Below are 17,583 nucleotides of genomic sequence, written 5' to 3' on the forward strand. Positions count from 1 at the left end.
GCCTTGGGGAAAAGTCAAGATCTGACCCCGCCCCGTGCTGCCGCTGCTGCTGGCACTGGCCGCGTTCGCGCTGACGCAGTTGCCACCGCTGTTCGAACTGCCGCTCGCCGGCTATGCCTCGATTGCCCTGGTGCTGGTCGTCGGCATCGCCAGCGCGCCGCTGCTTACGCAACTGCTTTTCGGCTGGCTCAGCGCCAAGCCCGGCACCGTGGTCATCAGCCGCCAGGATTATCAGCAACTCGGTGGCGATTTCCAGCCCACCGACCTGGCACTGTGGCCGCTACCCGGGCAGGAGGCGCAGGCCAGCGCCTGGCTGGCGCCGTGGGCTCACAGGTACGGCCTGGAAGTCGCCGACAGCGCCACCATTCGCCGCTTGAGCCTGTCGATTTTCGACAAGAGCTTCGCCGTGACCTACGCGCTCGAAGCCGCAGCGATGCTGATCGGCCTGTTCGGGCTGGCGGTAACGCTCGCCGCCAGCGTCTGGCTGCGCGCCCGTGAACTGGCGACGCTCGGCGCGCTCGGTTTCGACCGCCGCATGCTGAGCCACGCGGTGATGCTCGAAGGCGCGCTGATCGCCGCCGTCGGCCTGCTGATCGGCCTGGCCTGCGGCGTCGCCATCGGTGCCATCCTGACGCACGTCGTCAATCCGCAGGCTTTTCACTGGCGAATGGCGCTGGCGATTCCCTGGACGGCTGTCTGCGCCGGCGCCGCCATCACTCTGGCGGCAGCGGTACTCGCCAGTCGCTATGCGGCGCGCCAGGCGACCCGACTGCCGGTCGCGCAGGTTCTGGCCAACGCCCAGTAGGCGAAAGGAAACCGACTCGTGCGCCGCCGCAGCTTCCTGTGCACTCCCCTGCTCCTGCCGACGCTGGCCCTGGCCGCGCCGGTGCGCCAGCTACCCGGTACAAATCGAAATCCGTCTCGGCGAGCTCAGCGTGCGCACGCGACCGATTCTCGACGATCAGGAGCTCGCGACCAGCCGACCGCTGCCCGTCGTCTATTGGGAAGGCTTGGCGCGTCTGAAAGGCAGCCTCAGCGGCTGCGGCTACCTGGAAATGACCGGCTACGCCGACCGCCTGCAGATGTAGACGGGTGTGGGCGTCCATCGGGTCAGGCGTTTACACCAAGTCGTAGTTGGGATCTATTTGGGCTTGTGCAATACAGCAGCGTTTGCTGATCGCTGACTGTCAGCGCATGATCGTCGCCTGGCGACCCGTTGCAACCGTCTGTCGCTTCAATTATCCAACTGCAGCTAACCGAATGGAGCAGTGGCACGTCCTACGTCTCAAGGGCAGCACGTCGGTAATTCAGACCTTTCGTATCCAGCAAATTGCTATCACTCCACGTTCAGGTTCACCGGCGGCAATGGAGCGCAGCGGAATTGTTGTCTGTTACGGCGGAATACTCTGCGGTCACAGTGCACCGCTCCGAAAGTCACGGCAAGACTGGCAAGCCCAACTCTTTGAGAAAGGCATTGTGTTTTTCCCGTGCCTTCTCGATGTTCTCCGCCAAAGTGAGCAACTTGGCATTGACCGCCGGCAAATCGACTTCCGCGTCCGCCTGCGCCGTGCTGATATAGCGCGAGATGTTCAGGTTGTAGCCGTTGGCTTCGATCTCGTCCATCGGCACGCGGCGGGCGTAGCGTTCTTCTTCGCGGCGGAACTGGTAGGTGGCGATGATCTTGTCGATGTGCTCGGGCAGCAGGCGGTTTTGCCGCTTGTCTTTCTCGAAGTGCTCGGCGGCATTGATGAACAGCACGTCATCAGGCTTCTTGCATCTTTTCAGCACGAGAATGCACACCGGAATACCGGTGGAGAAGAACAGATTGGCGGGCAGGCCGATCACCGTGTCGATATGGCCGTCTTTCAGCAGCTTTCTGCGGATGCGCTCTTCCGCGCCGCCACGGAACAGGACACCGTGGGGCAGGATGATGGCCATCACGCCATCCTGCTTCAGGTAGTGGAAACCGTGCAGCAAAAAGGCGAAGTCGGCGGCGGACTTGGGGGCCAGGCCGTAGTTCTTGAAGCGCATGTCCTCGCCCAGCGCGTCGGTCGGCTCCCAGCGGTAGCTGAACGGCGGATTGGCCACCACCGCATCGAACTTCGGCATCCGGGCCGGGTTCATCTCGCGCAGCATGTGCCAGTCGTTGGTGAGCGTGTCGCCGTGATAAATCTCGAACTCGGAATCCTTCACCCCGTGCAGCAGCATGTTCATGCGCGCCAGGTTGTAGGTGGTGATGTTTTTTTCCTGCCCGAAGATCTTGCCGATGGTGCCGCCTGCGTCCTTCAGTCGTTTGCGAATGTTCAAAAGCAGCGAGCCCGAGCCACAGGCAAAGTCGAACACGCTGTCCAAATGCTTTTTGGGTCCCGTGGCGGGTTCCTGGCTGTCCAGCGTGACGATGCCCGACAAGATGCTGGAAATCTGTTGCGGGGTGTAGAACTCGCCCGCCTTCTTGCCGGAGCCGGCCGCAAACTGGCCGATCAGATACTCATAGGCGTCGCCCAGCGTGTCCTTGTTGGTGGAAAACTGGCCAGCCCCTCGGCAATGGCCTTGATGATGGTGCAGAGCTTGGCATTACGCGCTTCGTAGGCCTTGCCCAACTTTTCCGAATTCAGATTGATCTCGGAGAACAAGCCGCCGAAGGTGCTGGCGAAGGATTCGTTCTCGATATAGTCGAAGCCTTTTTGCAGGTTGTGCAGCAACTCCCCGTCTTGCGTGCGCGCCATCTCCGAGATGCTGCCCCAAAGGTAGGCGGGCTGGACCACGTAATGCGTCTTGCGGCGCATCTGCTTTTCAAACTCGGTGGTGTCGTCCGGGTTCTGCGCGTACCACACGGCCAGCGGCGTGCGGCGGTCGCCGCCTTCCTTGGCCTTATCAAGCTTGGGGTAATCCGGCCCCAGTTCCTTTTGCGCCGCCGTTTCGTAGTTGTCCGACAGATAACGCAAAAACAGGAAGGAGAGCATGTAATCGCGGAAGTCGTCCGCGTTCATCGCCCCACGCAGTTGGTCCGCAATGCTCCAGAGGGTGTTGCCCAATTGCTTTTGGTCTTGATCGGTCATGTGTTCTTCTTTTTGCCCGGTGTCTTGGGCAACCGTTTCACTGCCCGGTCGAAATCGGTCTCCCGTGTGTCGGCGTGGGCAATACGGGCCGTGTTGAATTGTTCGTACTCGGCCTCAGCAAAGGCCCTGGCCATGTCGTGCGAGATTTTGCCGGCGTGGTTGAGGATGTCGCGGTCGTTGATGGACAAAAAGCCATGCAGCTTGGCGATCCAGTCGCTCATGTGCATGGGCACGCGGCGCATCGCCTGACCTTCGGCGAACACCAGATACTGCTCTACCAGATTGTTGAGCGCGGCCAGTTCGTCGGCATTGAGGTAATTCTTGGCGATGCCCACGTCGGCCTTACGCACCTTGCCGCCCCGCCAGTTGGTCAACCCCATGTTGGGCTGATGCTTGTTGGCGCGGCGGTGGATGATCTCCGCCGCCGTCTGCCCGGTAATGGCCCAGTGCATCTTGTTTTGCACCGTCTGGAAAAACGCGATGCTCTCCGGCTGGGTGGGGTCGTAATCGACGCTGGTGGCGTAGATGTCGGTAATCTTTTGATAGAAGCGCCGCTCACTGGTGCGGATGTCCTGAATGCGCCTCAGCAGCTCATCGAAATAGTCGAAGGGCTGATCCGGGTTTTTCAGGCGCTCGTCATCCAACACAAAGCCCTTGACGATATACTCGCGCAGCCGTTGCGTCGCCCAGATGCGAAAGCGCGTCGCCACCGCGCTTTTCACCCGGTAGCCCACCGACAAAATCATGTCGAGGTTATAAAACGCCATGTGGCGCGCCACCGCTCGCGCGCCCTCCGTGCGAACCTGTCGGAAATCCCGACAGCTTGCCGCCTCCTCCAGCTCGCCCTCGTCGTAGATATGCTGAATATGCTCCACCACATTGGTGCGCGAGGTCTGGAACAACTCCGCCATCTGCTGCTGGGTCAGCCACAGGGTTTCATTCTCCAGCCGCGCTTCCACCTTCAGGCGACCGTCCTCGGTCTGGTAGATCAGCATCTGGCCAGCCGGAGCCGTTGAATTCGGGTGTTGATCGGTCATGCCGGCACCTTGTCCACCTGGCGCGGCACCGGCTGACGCGCCAGCCCGACCGTTTTCGTGACACCACGAAAATGGTCGGAAGCCGCATGTGCGCCCTCGGTTTGAACTGTCAAGGATTCCTTGACAGTTGCGGCGGGGTCCAGCTCAGCGTCCTGATAAATGTGCTTCAGGTGCAGGGAGATGTTCTGCTTGCTGGCGCTGAACAGTTCCGACATTTCCAACTGTGTGAGCCAGACTGTGCCCCGGTCGGCCCGCAGTTGCACCTGGGTTTGCCCGTCTTCGCTGGTGTAGAGAATGAGTTGCGTCATGCGGGCGCCTCGGAAAGCAGCGGGAAAAGCTGCTGCATCAGGCCGATGAGCTCATCGCGGCTCATCTTCTGCTTGCCCGGTGTCTGGCTGGCGTAGCGGGTGATGAGGGCCATGATGTAGTCGTAGTCGATAAGGCTGGATGCGAACAGCACGAACTCGAAATCGAGCTGCTCGATGACGTCTTGCGCGTCGCTGGCTTCCTCGCCAGTTTTGCCCTGCTGGGCGTTGAGTCGCTGGGCGGTTTCCAGATAGGAAGCTCTCAGAGAACGCAGCTCATCCTCGGGCAAGATGGCATTGATTGTTTGCTCTTGCGCTTCATCAATGTCCGTGTATTGGTCGAGCTGGGTCTTGAGGCGCTGCACTTCCTTGAAACGGCTAATGAATTCGATACGCGCTGCATCACCTTTTAAGTTGTAGACGGCTTGAGGCTCGCAAACCAGGTTCCTTTGCTTCATATACTGCGCCATCGCCGCAACTGCTTTTCTGTATTTTGCACTCACCACCGGGGCAGGGTCCACCAGCCATATTTCCTTGGCCGGCTTGCCGGTCTGGCCGGAGAAGAGGCCGATGGCGGTGTCCACGGCGTTTTGTTGCTGGCGGAAGTCGAGAATGTTGCCGTAGGGCTTGGTGTCGTTAAGTACGCGGTTGGTGCGCGAAAACGCCTGAATCAGACCGTGATACTTGAGGTTCTTGTCCACGTAAAGGGTGTTCAGGAACTTGGAATCGAAGCCGGTGAGCAGCATGTCCACCACCAGGGTGATGTCGATCTTCTGAGCATGGGGCAGGTCGGCATTGGGGTATTGCTGATCCTTGATGCGCTTTTGCACGTCCTGATAGTAGAGGTCGAATCCGCCGAATCCGCCAATGCCGTGGTTGCTACCGTATTGGGCGTTGTAGTCGGCGATGATGGCCTTGAGGGCGGCTTTCTTCTTGTCGGGTTCCTGTTCGTTATCGGCCTTTTCCTGGGGCAGGTCTTCCTGAATTTGCTGCACGTCCTTGTTGCCTTCGGCGGGTGGGGAGAAAACGCAGGCGATGTTGAGCGGCTGGAAGTCGGGGTCGGCGGCCTGCTTTTCGGTTTGCACGGTCTTGAACAGGGCTGGGTATTCGATGGCGTCGTTGATCGAGGCGGTGGCCAGCACGGCGTTGAACTTGCGCCGGTTGGTGGCGGCGTCGTGCTTGGCGAGAATGGCTTCAACGATGGCGCGCTTGGCCAGCGCTTCGCCCGGCTTGGGTGGCGTCTTGTTGGCAACTGCGCCTTCCGGCTTGTAGTAATCGACATGGAAGCGCAGGACGTTGCGGTCTTCGATGGCGTGGGTGATGGTGTAGGCGTGCAGTTGCTGCTGGAAGATGTCGGCCGTAGTCTTGTAGGACGCCTGTTGGCCTTCGATCTGCTGATAGCTGGCGTTCTGCTCGAAGATCGGCGTGCCGGTAAAGCCGAACAACTGGGCGTTGGGGAAGAATTCCTTGATGGCCTGGTGGTTGTCGCCGAATTGCGAGCGGTGGCATTCGTCGAAGATGAAAACCATGCGCTGCTGGCGTAGCGGTTCCAGACGTTCCTTGTAGTTGCGCTTGCCATTGTTGGTAGATGCGCCATCAAGCGCCAGGCCAAGCTTCTGGATGGTGGTGACGATGACCTTGTCGGCGTAGTCGTCGGAGAGCAGACGGCGCACCAGGGTTTCGGTGTTGGTGTTCTCCTCGACGCAGCCTTCCTGGAATTTGTTGAATTCCTCCCGCGTCTGCCGGTCGAGGTCTTTGCGATCCACCACGAACAGGCATTTGTCGATGTCCGGGTTGTCCTTGAGCAGGGTGGAGGCCTTGAACGAGGTGAGCGTCTTGCCGCTGCCGGTGGTGCCAGATGTAGCCGTTGCCGCAGCGCTGATGGATGCAATCGACAATCGCCTTGACGGCATAGATTTGATACGGCCGCATCATCAGCAGCTTTTGCTCGCTGGCGACCAGCACCATGTAGCGGCTGATCATTTCGCCCAAGGTGCATTTGGCGAGGAAGGCGTGGGCGAAGCTGTCCAGATGGGTGATCCTGGTGTTGTCCACGTCCGCGAACTGGTACAGCGGCAGGAAGCGTTCGTCGGCATTGAAGCTGAAATGGCGGCTGTTGTTGTTGGCGAAGTACCAGGTGTCGCTGCGGTTGCTGACGATGAACAGCTGCAGGAAGCAAAGCAGGGTTCTGCTGTAGCCATTGCCGGGGTCGTTCTTGTAATCGACAATCTGCTGCATGGCCCGGCGCGGGCTGATTTGCAGGGTCTTCAGCTCGATCTGGACGGCCGGAATGCCGTTGATGAGCAGAATCACGTCGAAACGGTGGTGGCTGTAGTCGGTGCTGATGCGGAGCTGGTTGACCACTTCGAAGCTGTTCTTGCACCAGTCCTTGATGTTGACCAGCGTGTAGTAGAGCGGCGTGCCGTCGTCGCGCTCGAAGCTGTTGCGCTCGCGCAGGTGGCGGGCGGCAGCGAACACGTCCGGGGTGACGATGGATTCCAGCAGGCGGGCGAATTCGGTGTCGGTAAGGTGAACGCGATTGAGCGCCTCGAAGTGATGGCGGAAGTTGTGTTCCAGCGCGGCGCGATCGCGGATGTCCTGGCGGTTGGTGTATTTGAGGTCGCCCAGTTTCTCGATCAGGGCTTGCTCGATTTCTCGTTCAGTCATTGATGGTGTTCTGTGCTGTTTTGGATTGTGCTTATTGATGATGCATGAGGATAGCGTTTATCCATAAACTTGGCGGGCAGAATCCCTGTTCCTTTAACTCGGTGTGTACTGGCGCCCCGATTTTAACCGCGTTGCGCAACGGGTTTAGGTCGTTTCGTGTGGAACCGCCGCCAGTGAGGCGGATGGCTCCGCCGAGCCCTTCGGGCGCCCCCACCCGCCGGTGGCGAGGAGTTACCAGTGCGCCGCTTCGAACCCGGCATCGGCCAGCATTCCGACCCGGCGCGGCGAGAGGTTCATATCGACGAGGAGTTTCATGCGATGAGCAGCATTACCTCGCGTTCTTCGGCACGCCGCGCGGCATAGCGAATGGCTTGCATGACGTCCTCGCGTTCAAGGTAGGGATAATCGGTCAGAACTTCCTCGACGCTGTGCCCCGCGCCGACTTGCCCCACGACCATGCCGACCGTGATACGCATCCCGCGGATGCATGCCTTGCCACCCATCACGTCGGGCTGCTGGGTGATGCGATCAAGTTGTCCCATGTGCTGCTCCTTAGCAAACCTCATTGTCAGGCGAGAGCTTGGAGAGGTGAATCGTTGGGCTTCGCAGGCTCAGCCCAAGCTACGGAAACCACCGGAACCACGGGAACCACGGGAACCGCAGCGGTGACGGCGCGCCTCAGACCAGCCCGTCAAAGAGCTGCACCTGGACCGTATCACCGACGGCGACCGAGCCACGCTCATGTTCGAGAACGATGAAGCAGTTGGCGTCGGACATCGAGCGCAGGACGCCGGAGCCTTGGGCGCCGGCCGGGCGGACGCTCCACTGTCCTTCCGCGTGGCTGAGAATGCCGCGCTGGAACTCGGTGCGTCCAGGGGCTTTTTTCATCGCCACCCTGCTCACGGCCGGCAGCAGCGGCACGCCGGGCAGCGGATCGGCGCCCATCAGCAGCTGCAGTGCGTCGCGCACGAACTGGTAGAAAGCGGCCATCACCGCGACCGGATTACCGGGCAGGCCGAATAGCCAGGCCGCGTGCCGATCACCACCCTCACCACCATCACCCCCCTCACCGCCGCCGCGCGAGCCGAGGCGACCGAAGGCCATCGGGCGGCCGGGTTTCATGGCGATCTTCCAGAACAGCACTTCGCCGAGCTTTGCCATCAGCGGCTTGACGAAATCGGCCTCGCCGACCGAAACACCGCCGCTGGTGATCACCACATCGGCCGCGGCAGCGGCGTCGCGGAAGGCTGCTTCGAGAGTCGCGGGATCGTCGCGGACGACACCGAGGTCGAGGACCTCGCAGCCGAGGCGAGTGAGCATGCCGAAAATCGTGTAGCGGTTGCTGTCATAGACTTCGCCGTCGGCGAGCGGGGTACCGATCGAGCACAGCTCGTCGCCGGTCGAGAAGAAAGCGACGCGCAGACGGCGGTAAACGCTGACCTCGGCACAGCCGAGCGACGCCATCAGGCCGAGTTCTGCGGGGCGGATCAGCCGCCCGGCGGCAAGCGCCGGCTTGCCGGCAGCCAAATCCTCGCCCGCCAGCCGGATATGCTGGCCGGCGCGCTGGCCGGCCGGGACGATGACCTGATCGCCGTCGAGCTCGACCACCTCCTGGATCACGACGGTGTCACATCCCGCCGGCGGCAGTGCGCCGGTCATGATGCGCACGCATTCAGCGGTGCCGACGGCGCCCGCGAAACCCTTGCCGGCCAGCGCCGTACCGATCACGCGCAGGCGCGTCTCGCCGCTGCCCGCGAGATCGGCCTGGCGCAGCGCGTAACCGTCCATTGCCGAATTGTCGTGCGCCGGGACATTGAAGGGCGCGATCACGTCGCTGGCCAGCACGCGACCCAGGGCGCTGCGTAGCGCCACACGCTCCTGGGTACGCACCGGGGTGAGCTGGCTGCGAATGAAGGCACGCGCCTGCTCGACCGACAGCGCGTCGGGGTCGTAATCGCTCAGGCAGCTGAAACGGGCAGTGAGACTCATGGCGACTCGCCTTGAAAGGTGGTGGGAAATGACGGGTTGGCGAGCAGCGATGGCCTCTTGCGGACTACTAACTGCGGACTGCTGACTGCGGACAACCGACTTGCTTCAGCAAGCAGCCCTCAGCCACCGGTCATGGACATGAAGCGCACTACCTGCGGGGCGTTCATCTGATTGCTGAAGTCGTGGCCTTTGGCCTTGATCCCCATGCTGTGAACGATGGCCGCGCGCAGCGGGCGATCGTCGGTCGGATGCGCGCGCAGCAGCGGCAGCAGATGACTGGCGTCGTTGTTGCCCAGGCAGGGGTAGAGTTCGCCGCGCGCGGTGATGCGCACGCGGTTGCAGCTGTCGCAGAAATTGTGGCTGTGCGGGGAGATGAAACCGACGCGCGTCGAGCTTCCCGGAATGCGCCAGTAGCGCGCCGGTCCGCCCGAGCTTTCGGTCGACGGCAGCAGCACGAAACGCTCCGCCAGCCGTTGCATCGCTTCCTCGCTGCTGATGTAGGTCGACTGGCGCGCGTGGCCGATTTCGCCGAGCGGCATTTCCTCGATGAAGGAAATATCGATCCCGCGCTCAACGGCGAACTCGACCATCTCCGGAAACTCGTCGTCGTTGGTGCCACGCATCATCACCGTGTTCAGCTTGAGGCGCTGGAAACCGGCCGCCTGCGCGGCATCGAGACCGCGCAGCACCTTGGCCAGTTCTCCGACGCGGGTGATCGCCTTGAAGCGCTCGGCACGCAGGGTATCGAGACTGATGTTGAGGCGTTTGACGCCGGCCGCCAGCAAGGCTGGCGCAAAGCGATCGAGCTGCGAGCCGTTGGTGGTCATCACCAGTTCCTTCAACCCGGGCAGCACGGCGAGTCGTTCGAGCAACCAGACGACGTTTTGACGAACCAGCGGCTCACCGCCGGTGACGCGCAGCTTGGTCACGCCGAGATCGACGAAAGTGCTGGCCAGACGCAGGCATTCCTCGAGTGTCAGCACCTGCGCCCGCGGCAGGAAAGTCATTTCCTCGGCCATGCAGTAGCTGCAGCGGAAGTCGCAACGGTCGGTGATCGACAGGCGAACATAGGTCACGTGCCGACCGTACTTGTCCACCAGCGTCCCGGCGGCATGCCGCGAGCTGGCCGGTGAAGTCGGCGGTGTGAAGCCGACCAGCGAATCCGGAATGGCCTCCGGGGTCAGCGATTCGTTGCGCATGGGAGAGGCTCCCTGGGGCCTGCCTGTGGCGGCGTGAAGTGGTCAAGATGAGAACGGTTCGCAGCGGATTATAGCGAACTTTGCCCCACTCCGACGCACTCGTGAGCGCCTGGCTGGCCGCCCGTGGTGGCCAGCCAGGCGGCAGGGCTGGTGACCACACCAGCCCTGCCTGACGGCGGTTACAGCGCAGGTGAAAACCGGCTACCGACTCAATCGTCGCCGTTCATGAAACCCAGCAGGTGCAGCAGGCTGGTGAAGAGGTTGAAGATGGCGACGAACAAGGTCACCGTGGCCATCACGTAGTTGGTTTCGCCACCGTGAATGATGTTCGAGGTTTCATACAGGATCAGCCCCGACATCAGCAGCACGAAGGCCGCCGAGACGGTCAGCGACAGGGCCGGAATCTCGAAGAAAATGGCCCCCAGCCCGGCCAGGAAAGCGAGCAGCACGCCGACCATCAGGAAGCCGCCCATGAAGCTGAAGTCCTTGCGCGTCGTCAGCGCGTAGCCCGACAGACCGACGAAGATCGTCGCCGTGCCGGCCATGGCCATCATCACCGTCTGGCCGCCATTGGCCAGGCCGAGGTAATGACCGATGATCGGCCCCAGGGTATAACCCATGAATCCGGTCAGGGCGAACACCGAGGCCACGCCCCAGCCGCTGTTGCGCAGCCGGTTGGTGAGGAAGAGCAGACCGAAGTAGCCGACCAGGGTCACGATCAGCCCGGGATGCGGCAGCTTCAGTGCCATAGAGACGCCGGCGGTGAGGGCCGCGAACAGCAAAGTCATCGACAGCAGCAGATAGGTGTTGCGAATCACCGTATTGGTGGCAATTGCCGACTCGCTGCGGCTCGGCGCGACACGAGTCGCGGTCTGGGTATTGAAATTGCTCATTCTGAACTCCTGTTGGGAAAAGATTTCAAGCCGCTGCGGGCATGCCGCAGGCGGCTCAAACCGTCGTTGTGGTGAGGTCTGCCGGCGGCACAGCCACGGACAGAGCCGCGCGGGCGTCCCTGCTGCGGCCAGGCTGCCGCTGGCGCTGCCGCGCTACCTGGCGGGCCAGCGCCCGCCCGGCACGATCGACAGCACGATCGATGGCCAGGTAGAGATCGGCCTGGGTGTCATCGATGCGCACGTCGGCGGCGCCGGCAACGGCGACCTGAATGCGGCAGCGCTTGTCCTTGCCGCCGCGCGGCCCGTTGATATCGGATAGAACCACCGAGACACCGTTGACGCGGTCGTGTGCCCAGTCGATCGAGAAGCCCAGGCGCCGCTGAACGTGATCGCGTACTTCCGCGCTGAGCTCAAAGCCCCTGGCTTGGGTGTCGATATGCATGCATGTCTCCTCTTCTGCGTTGATCGGAAGAGGCAGTCTAGGACATGCCGAGACATCCGACCAATCGAATATACTGTCTCGATAGATCATTTTTTCTTTCCTGTTTTGCTTGCCTGTTTTTTACGGACGCTCATGGCCTCGCTCAATTACAAACACCTGCGTTATTTCTGGATGGTCGCCAAGTGCGGCGCCATCGCTCGCGCCTGCGAACAGCTGCACCTGACGCCGCAGGCAGTCAGCGGCCAGTTGCGCGAGCTGGAAGAATCACTCGGCGTCGAGTTGTTTCGCCGCGTCGGCCGCGGCCTGGAACTCACCGGCGCCGGGCGGCGCATCCTCAGCTACGCCGACGAGATATTCGCCATTGGTGATGAATTGCTGGAAGTTGCTCGTGACCAGACGATGACCCAGAGCCTGCCCTTCGCCGTGGGCATTGCCGATTCGGTGGCCAAGTCGGTCGCCCTGCGGCTCGTGGAACCGGTGCTGCACCTGCCGGAAGCAGTCCGCCTGATCTTCCGTGAAGGACGCCTGACCGGATTGCTCGCCGACCTCGCCGTGCATCGCCTGGACATGGTGATCGCCGACCGACCGATGCCGGCGAACCTGAATGTGCGCGGCTACAGCCACCCACTCGGCGAAAGCGACCTCACCGTCTTCGGCGCACCAGGCTTGCTCGCTACCTTGAACGGCCGCTTTCCGGCACTGCTCAACGGCGCCCCGTTTCTGATGCCTGGCGACGACGTGGCGATCCGCTTGCGCCTTGAACAGTGGTTCGAAGCCAGCCGCCTGCACCCGCGCATCGTCGGCGAATTCGACGACAGCGCGCTGCTCAAGTCATTCGGTCAGGCCGGAGCCGGTCTCTTCGTCGCACCGACGGCGATCGCCGCCTACGTCAGCGATCAGTATCGCGTGCAGGCCATCGGTCGTATCGACTCGATCGCCGAACAGCTGTTCGCGATCACTACCGAGCGGCGCCTTAGCCATCCGGCCATCGTCGCCGTCATTCAGGAGGCGCGCGACAAGGTTTTTGGCGCCATCAAACGCGCCCCACGGCGCTCCGCAAAAGCCAGTCAAGCTGCGGCCGAGACGGCAGTTAAACCGGCACGCTCACGCGCTCGCTCGCGGTCGTCCGGGGATGCCTCCTGAGCCTCGCCAACAAGCGGACGTTGCTACCTCGCCGGGCGGCGTCGGCGAACGCAGCTAGGTGCGCAAACACTTCTGAATTTTCGATGTATCTTTGTAAATATTTCTGCTTTTCTGCAGAATTTCGTCGGTCTATGCTGGCCCCTCTTCAATCGGGACTTCAGAGGACGACCATGAAAACCTTCTCCTTGCTGGCAGCCGTTCTGGCTCTCGGCTTGACATTGACTGTCGGCGATGCAGACGCCGCTGGCAAGCGCTTCGGCGCCGGCAAATCCTCGGGCATGCAGCGCGACTCGATGAGCACGAACAAGTCTGCCGACGCAGCACCGGGCGCTGCCAAGGCGCCGGCAGCGGCGGCTGCGCCGCAAGCGCAGCCCAAGCGTTCGTGGATGGGTCCGCTCGCCGGTCTCGCCGCCGGCCTCGGACTGGCGGCCCTGGCTTCGCACCTCGGCTTCGGCGAGGAAATGGCCTCGATGCTGATGATCGGCCTGCTGGTGATGGCCGCGGTACTGGTCATCGGCTTCATCATGCGTCGCCGCGCCGCCGCCCGACAGGCCGGCATTGGTGCTCCGGGCGGCCTGCAATACGCCGCGACCGGCCCCGGCAGCGCGGCGACGAATCGCGGCCGCAGTGATTCGCCGCTGCTGCCTTCCACGCCGACCGACGCATCCTTTTCCGGCAGCTCTGCCGCCCCGGCTGCGCCTGTGGCGTCGGCGCTGTCTGGCGCAGCTTCCGCTTCGCCAGCGGCAGCCGAAGCGCCCGGCGCGAGCAGCGGCAACATCCCGCTCGACTTCGACGCCGCCGGCTTCGTGCGCAACGCCAAAGTCAGCTTCATTCGACTGCAGGCCGCCAATGATGCCGCCAACCTCGACGACATCCGCGAGTTCACCACTCCCGAGATGTTTGCCGAGATCAGCATGAACATCGCCGAGCGCGGTGACGCAGCGCAGGAAACCGACGTGGTGACCATCGAAGCCGACGTGCTCGACGTCGCAGAAGAGGCCAACCGCTACGTGGTCAGTGTCCGTTTCTCCGGCCTGATCCGGGAAGAGCAGGACGCGGCCGCCGAGCCCATCGATGAGGTATGGCATCTCGTCAAGCCACGGCAAGGCAAGGGCGGCTGGCTACTGGCCGGTATTCAGCAGATGCAATAGCGGGTGGTCTGACGCCCGACCGCCGGCAGCTGCAGACAACTGTTGTTGCTGGCGCCTGGCGTCAGCCGGCGTCAGCGGTCAGCGGTGAGCCGTGTCAGCCCTATCAGCTTTGTTCGCCCGGAAACCTGGAAGCGTCGCCAGCCGTGTCAGATCGGCCGGCCGATCGACGTCCCAGAGAGCCGGCAGCTCGCACCAGCGCAGGCCCAGCGCCAACAGGCGCTGCCGCGTCTGGGCCATGACCCGTTCGCTGCCCCAATCGACGCCTTCGAACAGGCCGGGCTGCGGGCAACGCAAGCCAAGCAGCACGTAGCCGCCGTCTTCGGCCGGAATGAAGACCGCATCATTGCGGCCCGGCTGCTCGTCGCTCAGCGCCCTGGCCGCCGCCGCGAGATGCTCCGACTGCAGTGCCGGACAGTCTGTTCCGATCAATAACAGCGGCCCGGCGTGGGCGGCAAAAGCCGCCGCCATGCGGGCGCCGAGGTCGTCGCCGGACTGCTCGCGACACTCGATTCCACAACAGCGACGAAGCGCCCGAAAAAAACGGTGCTCGCCGTCCGGTGCAACCCACAAGCTAACGTCGCCCAAGGCGGCGCGCCTGGCCAGCGCCAGCGCGCGCAACGTCAACCGGCGCTGCAAGCGTGCCGCACCAGCGGCGCCGAGGGCTGGAATCAGCCGTGTCTTGGCGGCGCCGGCCTGCGGCGCACGCGCAAAAACGGCCAGCGCCGGCAGCTCAGGGCTGGCGCGGAGAATAGCCATAGCGAACGGCCAACTGCTGCGGGTCGGCGCCAAAAAAATAGCTCGCCCGCAAGCGCCACATCAGGACGATGGTGCGCAGCACGCCATGCTTCTCCCAGCGCCGCCCCGAGGTACGCACGCGAGCGCGCAAACACGCCGGTCGCGCGACAGCTTTGAGCCGCCTGGAAAGCGCGATGTCCTCCATCAACGCGACTTCCGGAAAAGCGCCAACCGCCAGGAAAGCATCGCGGCGCACGAACATCGCCTGATCGCCGGTGGCGATCCCGGTCCAGCGTGAGCGCCAGTTCATCATCGCCGCGACGAGCGGCAGCAGGGGATGGCGGCCGTCGATAGAAACGTCGAAGCGCCCCCACACCGCGCCGCCGGCAATCGCCGCGCCAATCAGCGCGTCGGCGTCAGGCGGTAGCGTCGTATCGGCATGCACGAAAAGCAGCACTTCGCCGCGACTGGCCCGCGCACCGACGTTCATCTGCAGCGCTCGCCCGCGCGGCGCGTCGAGCAGCCGGTCGGCGCCGGCCGCCGCCAGCGCCGCCGTGCCATCGTTGCTGCCACCATCGACCACCAGCAGCTCGGCACCGCAGGCACGCAGCGCCTGCAGCTTCGCCAATTGCGCCACGACCGTCGTCGCTTCGTTGAGCACCGGCAGAATCAGCGACAGCAAGGGCGGGCGCCCGGCGCAACCATCACTCATCACTCATCGCTCATCGCTCATCGCTCATCGCTCATCGCTCATCGCTCATCACTCATCACGCCAAGAGCGGCAGCGCCGTCGGAAACTACTCGCCACGCTCTTTGCTTGCCGGCTCGACGACGAAGCGACGGCAGGCCTCATGCAGGAAGCTCATCTGCTTCTTGAAATTGGCGCAACCCTGGCACATCACCAGATGCACCCGCAGGCGCAGGCCTTCGCCGACCGTCAACTGGCGCTCCTGCCCTTCGGACAGCAATTGGGTGACCTCCCGGCAAGTCAACATCTATGTTCTCCGAAGCAGCGTTGGTTGTCAGGCCTCGCGTACTCGCACGCGAGGCCATTGGAAAGCCTTCAACTCAGGAGAAGCGCAGGCAGCAAGGCGGCCGACCTCCCCCGGAAAACTTGCGATTATCCGTTATTTCACCCGTTGCCGGCTCGCTCCAGCGACGATCACGCTCGCCGACTCAGCGGCGAAAATGCTCGCCACTCAGCAAGCGCCCGATTGCCGAGCGGTGCAAAAAATGCCTCAATGCAAGCCATGGCCGGGATACTTGTAACAGTCGCGTGAGATCTTCACTTCTTACAACTGAATCCAGTCGAGCGGCTGCGGCCCTGTGCAGGGCGCTGAAGTGCGCGCCGGATTTCATTCCCCAGCCGCCGCTTCCAGCGCCAGGGTCAGTGCCTCGACATCGATCGGCAGGTAGCCGGTAATCTCCAGCTTCCGGTCCTCGAAAACGTCCGCGCCCGGCTGCCTGTCCTGCCACGCGGCGACTACCTCGTCGCGCTGCCGAATCAGCAACTCGACCTGCGGACGGTAGAGCCGCAGCATCGCCGTCAGCCAGCGATTCACTGCCCAGTTGGGGAAGGCATGGTCGATGGCGAAGCGGTCGAGCATGGCGATCATCTGCTCGGCCGGATACCACGTTTCCGCGGTCACCCAGCGATTGGTGCAGAAGAGACCGATCGGGAAACCCCAGCCGTCCATGGAAATCGCCACCAGGTGGCCAAGCGCTTCGTCGCCCGCCGGCCAGGCATCGCTGGCTTGCGGGTAGTCGAGCGGGCGACAGCCCGGCGGCATGCCACCAGCGCGAAGGAAGAGATGGAAATGGCCATGCTCGAGCTCGCCGTCGCGATGCGTATGGTAGTAGTACTGCGCGTGCGTTTGGCTATCGAAAACGTCGTCACGGGGATAGTGTTCGAGTTCAACGAACTCGCCCTGCCCGCGCAGGACCTCGCCAACGAGATTGATGCCCCCCTTTTCGAGAACGCGGTAACACTCGCGAATCTCGCGGGCGGCAGCGAGCATCGAGGCGCGGCGCTGAGGACTCAGACTGTCCAGGCTGGGGGAAAGCTTCATGTCGGCAAGCTGCAGAGCAAACTGCGGTGAAAGAAGCTCACGGAGGCCGGCCGTTCAATAGCTGGCAGCGGCGCCGGGGTTCTTCGCCGCGCAGGGATTGGCTTTCGCGGCAGGCGGCCGATAGCCCTTCTGGAGATCCGCCACATACGCCGTCAGCGCAGCCAGCTCTTTCGATTCCCAGGGCAGGGGCTTCGCCGCGAGCGGGTTGACAACGCAGAACTGGACGAACTCGTCGAGGTGCACCTGGCTCATCCCGGCGCTCTTCGCCATTTGCACGACGTGCGGATAAGGCTGCGCGAAGGAAGGCTGAAAAGCGCCGTAGTTCTGATGGCAGGTATTGCACGACATGCCATTGGTGGACAGCTGGCTGTCCTTGAACAGGGCTTCGCCAAGCTTGATCAGCTCGCCCTGGTCGCCCACGTAGGGCCGGTAATTGGCGGGACGAGTCAGCTCCTTGGCGGCGCACGGTGGCTTGGCCGCGCAGGGATTTTTCGCAGCGCAGGGGTTCTTGGCAGCGCAGGGGTTCTTCGCAGCGCAGGGATTCTTCGCAGCGCAGGGATTGCTGACCCGGCCGCTGCGATTCCTCGCCGCACAGGGACTGCAGGCCGCCGTGGCAAGCAGGGGGCTGCCGAGGGTCGCCGCCATCAGGCCGGCCGAAAGCATCGCCCGAGCAACTGGATTTCGAGATCTGGTCTTCGTATTCATCGGTCCTCTCCTTTGCAGTGCAAGCACCATTGTCAAGGCAGGCGACCCGCGCCAGCGTGCCCGGCACGGCGACTCTGCGCAAAACGGTTCCAAACATGGCCTTGATTTTTCGGCAGAAGCCGGCTGTCCAAGAGGCCATGAGCGACGAGCATACGCCAAATCCGGGCAAGCCGGGCCGCGCCAGCCGAG

Annotated in this window: 15 protein-coding genes and 4 pseudogenes; 4 read left to right on the top strand and 15 right to left on the bottom strand. The window is 62.9% G+C overall.

Annotated features, from left to right (window positions below; translation table 11 throughout):
• Positions 1-34 precede the first annotated feature (34 nt).
• Together V5B40_RS04300 and V5B40_RS04305 are read left to right on the top strand one after the other, a co-directional pair.
• Complete coding sequence (locus V5B40_RS04300; RefSeq protein WP_332353382.1) at positions 35-805, top strand: ABC transporter permease; 771 nt, start codon at positions 35-37, stop codon at positions 803-805.
• Positions 747-1,088: a lipocalin family protein gene (locus V5B40_RS04305; RefSeq protein WP_332353383.1), complete on the top strand. Its 342-nt coding sequence runs from the start codon at positions 747-749 to the stop codon at positions 1,086-1,088. The genes V5B40_RS04300 and V5B40_RS04305 overlap by 59 nt, the downstream gene beginning before the upstream one ends.
• A gap of 346 nt (positions 1,089-1,434) precedes the next feature.
• Here the strand turns inward: V5B40_RS04305 and V5B40_RS04310 are convergent.
• From V5B40_RS04310 to V5B40_RS04350, 10 genes and pseudogenes are all read right to left on the bottom strand, one after another.
• Positions 1,435-3,059, bottom strand: a pseudogene (locus V5B40_RS04310) (type I restriction-modification system subunit M).
• Positions 3,056-4,096 carry a virulence RhuM family protein gene (locus V5B40_RS04315; protein ID WP_332353384.1) on the bottom strand — a complete coding sequence of 347 codons (1,041 nt, stop codon included), beginning with the start codon at positions 4,094-4,096 and terminating at the stop codon, positions 3,056-3,058. Before V5B40_RS04315 ends, V5B40_RS04310 begins: the two are co-directional and overlap by 4 nt.
• Positions 4,097-4,188: 92 nt before the next feature.
• Positions 4,189-4,404: pseudogene (locus V5B40_RS04320) on the bottom strand (hydroxyacid dehydrogenase); the annotation flags it as partial.
• A 32-nt stretch (positions 4,405-4,436) separates the two neighbouring features.
• A pseudogene (locus tag V5B40_RS04325) lies at positions 4,437-7,068 on the bottom strand (type I restriction endonuclease subunit R); the annotation flags it as partial.
• A 234-nt stretch (positions 7,069-7,302) separates the two neighbouring features.
• Positions 7,303-7,383: pseudogene (locus V5B40_RS25125) on the bottom strand (DUF5615 family PIN-like protein); the annotation flags it as partial.
• Positions 7,380-7,610 (bottom strand): DUF433 domain-containing protein, encoded by a 231-nt coding sequence (locus tag V5B40_RS04330; RefSeq protein ID WP_332353385.1) that lies wholly within the window; start codon positions 7,608-7,610, stop codon positions 7,380-7,382. The pseudogene V5B40_RS25125 and the gene V5B40_RS04330, both read right to left, overlap by 4 nt.
• 136 nt (positions 7,611-7,746) lie before the next feature.
• Positions 7,747-9,057 carry a molybdopterin molybdotransferase MoeA gene (gene moeA / locus V5B40_RS04335; protein WP_332353386.1) on the bottom strand — a complete coding sequence of 437 codons (1,311 nt, stop codon included), beginning with the start codon at positions 9,055-9,057 and terminating at the stop codon, positions 7,747-7,749.
• A gap of 119 nt (positions 9,058-9,176) precedes the next feature.
• Positions 9,177-10,256, bottom strand: a complete 1,080-nt coding sequence (gene moaA, locus V5B40_RS04340) for a GTP 3',8-cyclase MoaA (protein WP_332353387.1) — start codon at positions 10,254-10,256, stop codon at positions 9,177-9,179.
• Between the two features lie 209 nt (positions 10,257-10,465).
• Positions 10,466-11,149 (bottom strand): Bax inhibitor-1/YccA family protein, encoded by a 684-nt coding sequence (locus V5B40_RS04345; RefSeq protein ID WP_332353388.1) that lies wholly within the window; start codon positions 11,147-11,149, stop codon positions 10,466-10,468.
• Positions 11,150-11,204: 55 nt separating this feature from the next.
• Positions 11,205-11,591 (bottom strand): HPF/RaiA family ribosome-associated protein, encoded by a 387-nt coding sequence (locus tag V5B40_RS04350; RefSeq protein ID WP_332353389.1) that lies wholly within the window; start codon positions 11,589-11,591, stop codon positions 11,205-11,207.
• 132 nt (positions 11,592-11,723) lie between these two features.
• On the opposite strand from V5B40_RS04350, the gene nhaR reads away from it, so the two are divergent.
• Entirely contained in the window at positions 11,724-12,734 is a 1,011-nt protein-coding gene (gene nhaR, locus V5B40_RS04355; protein WP_332353390.1) for a transcriptional activator NhaR, read from the top strand.
• Between the two features lie 170 nt (positions 12,735-12,904).
• Complete coding sequence (locus V5B40_RS04360; protein ID WP_332353391.1) at positions 12,905-13,885, top strand: Tim44 domain-containing protein; 981 nt, start codon at positions 12,905-12,907, stop codon at positions 13,883-13,885.
• A 78-nt stretch (positions 13,886-13,963) separates the two neighbouring features.
• Here V5B40_RS04360 and V5B40_RS04365 read toward each other — a convergent pair whose 3' ends face one another.
• The 5 genes from V5B40_RS04365 to V5B40_RS04385 all read right to left on the bottom strand — a co-directional run bounded on the left by V5B40_RS04365 (position 13,964) and on the right by V5B40_RS04385 (position 17,394).
• A complete protein-coding gene (locus V5B40_RS04365) occupies positions 13,964-14,641 on the bottom strand; it encodes a TIGR04282 family arsenosugar biosynthesis glycosyltransferase (RefSeq protein ID WP_332353392.1) in 678 nt (225 codons plus the stop codon).
• Positions 14,616-15,332: a TIGR04283 family arsenosugar biosynthesis glycosyltransferase gene (locus tag V5B40_RS04370; protein ID WP_332353393.1), complete on the bottom strand. Its 717-nt coding sequence runs from the start codon at positions 15,330-15,332 to the stop codon at positions 14,616-14,618. Before V5B40_RS04370 ends, V5B40_RS04365 begins: the two co-directional genes overlap by 26 nt.
• Positions 15,333-15,417: 85 nt before the next feature.
• Positions 15,418-15,615: a zf-HC2 domain-containing protein gene (locus V5B40_RS04375; protein WP_332353394.1), complete on the bottom strand. Its 198-nt coding sequence runs from the start codon at positions 15,613-15,615 to the stop codon at positions 15,418-15,420.
• 360 nt (positions 15,616-15,975) lie between these two features.
• Positions 15,976-16,689, bottom strand: a complete 714-nt coding sequence (locus V5B40_RS04380; protein ID WP_332353395.1) for a DUF6969 family protein — start codon at positions 16,687-16,689, stop codon at positions 15,976-15,978.
• Positions 16,690-16,743: 54 nt separating this feature from the next.
• Positions 16,744-17,394: a c-type cytochrome gene (locus tag V5B40_RS04385; RefSeq protein ID WP_332353396.1), complete on the bottom strand. Its 651-nt coding sequence runs from the start codon at positions 17,392-17,394 to the stop codon at positions 16,744-16,746.
• Positions 17,395-17,583: the final 189 nt, after the last annotated feature.

The sequence above is a fragment of the Candidatus Accumulibacter meliphilus genome (assembly GCF_036625345.1).
Classification (GTDB): Bacteria; Pseudomonadota; Gammaproteobacteria; order Burkholderiales; family Rhodocyclaceae; genus Accumulibacter; species Accumulibacter meliphilus.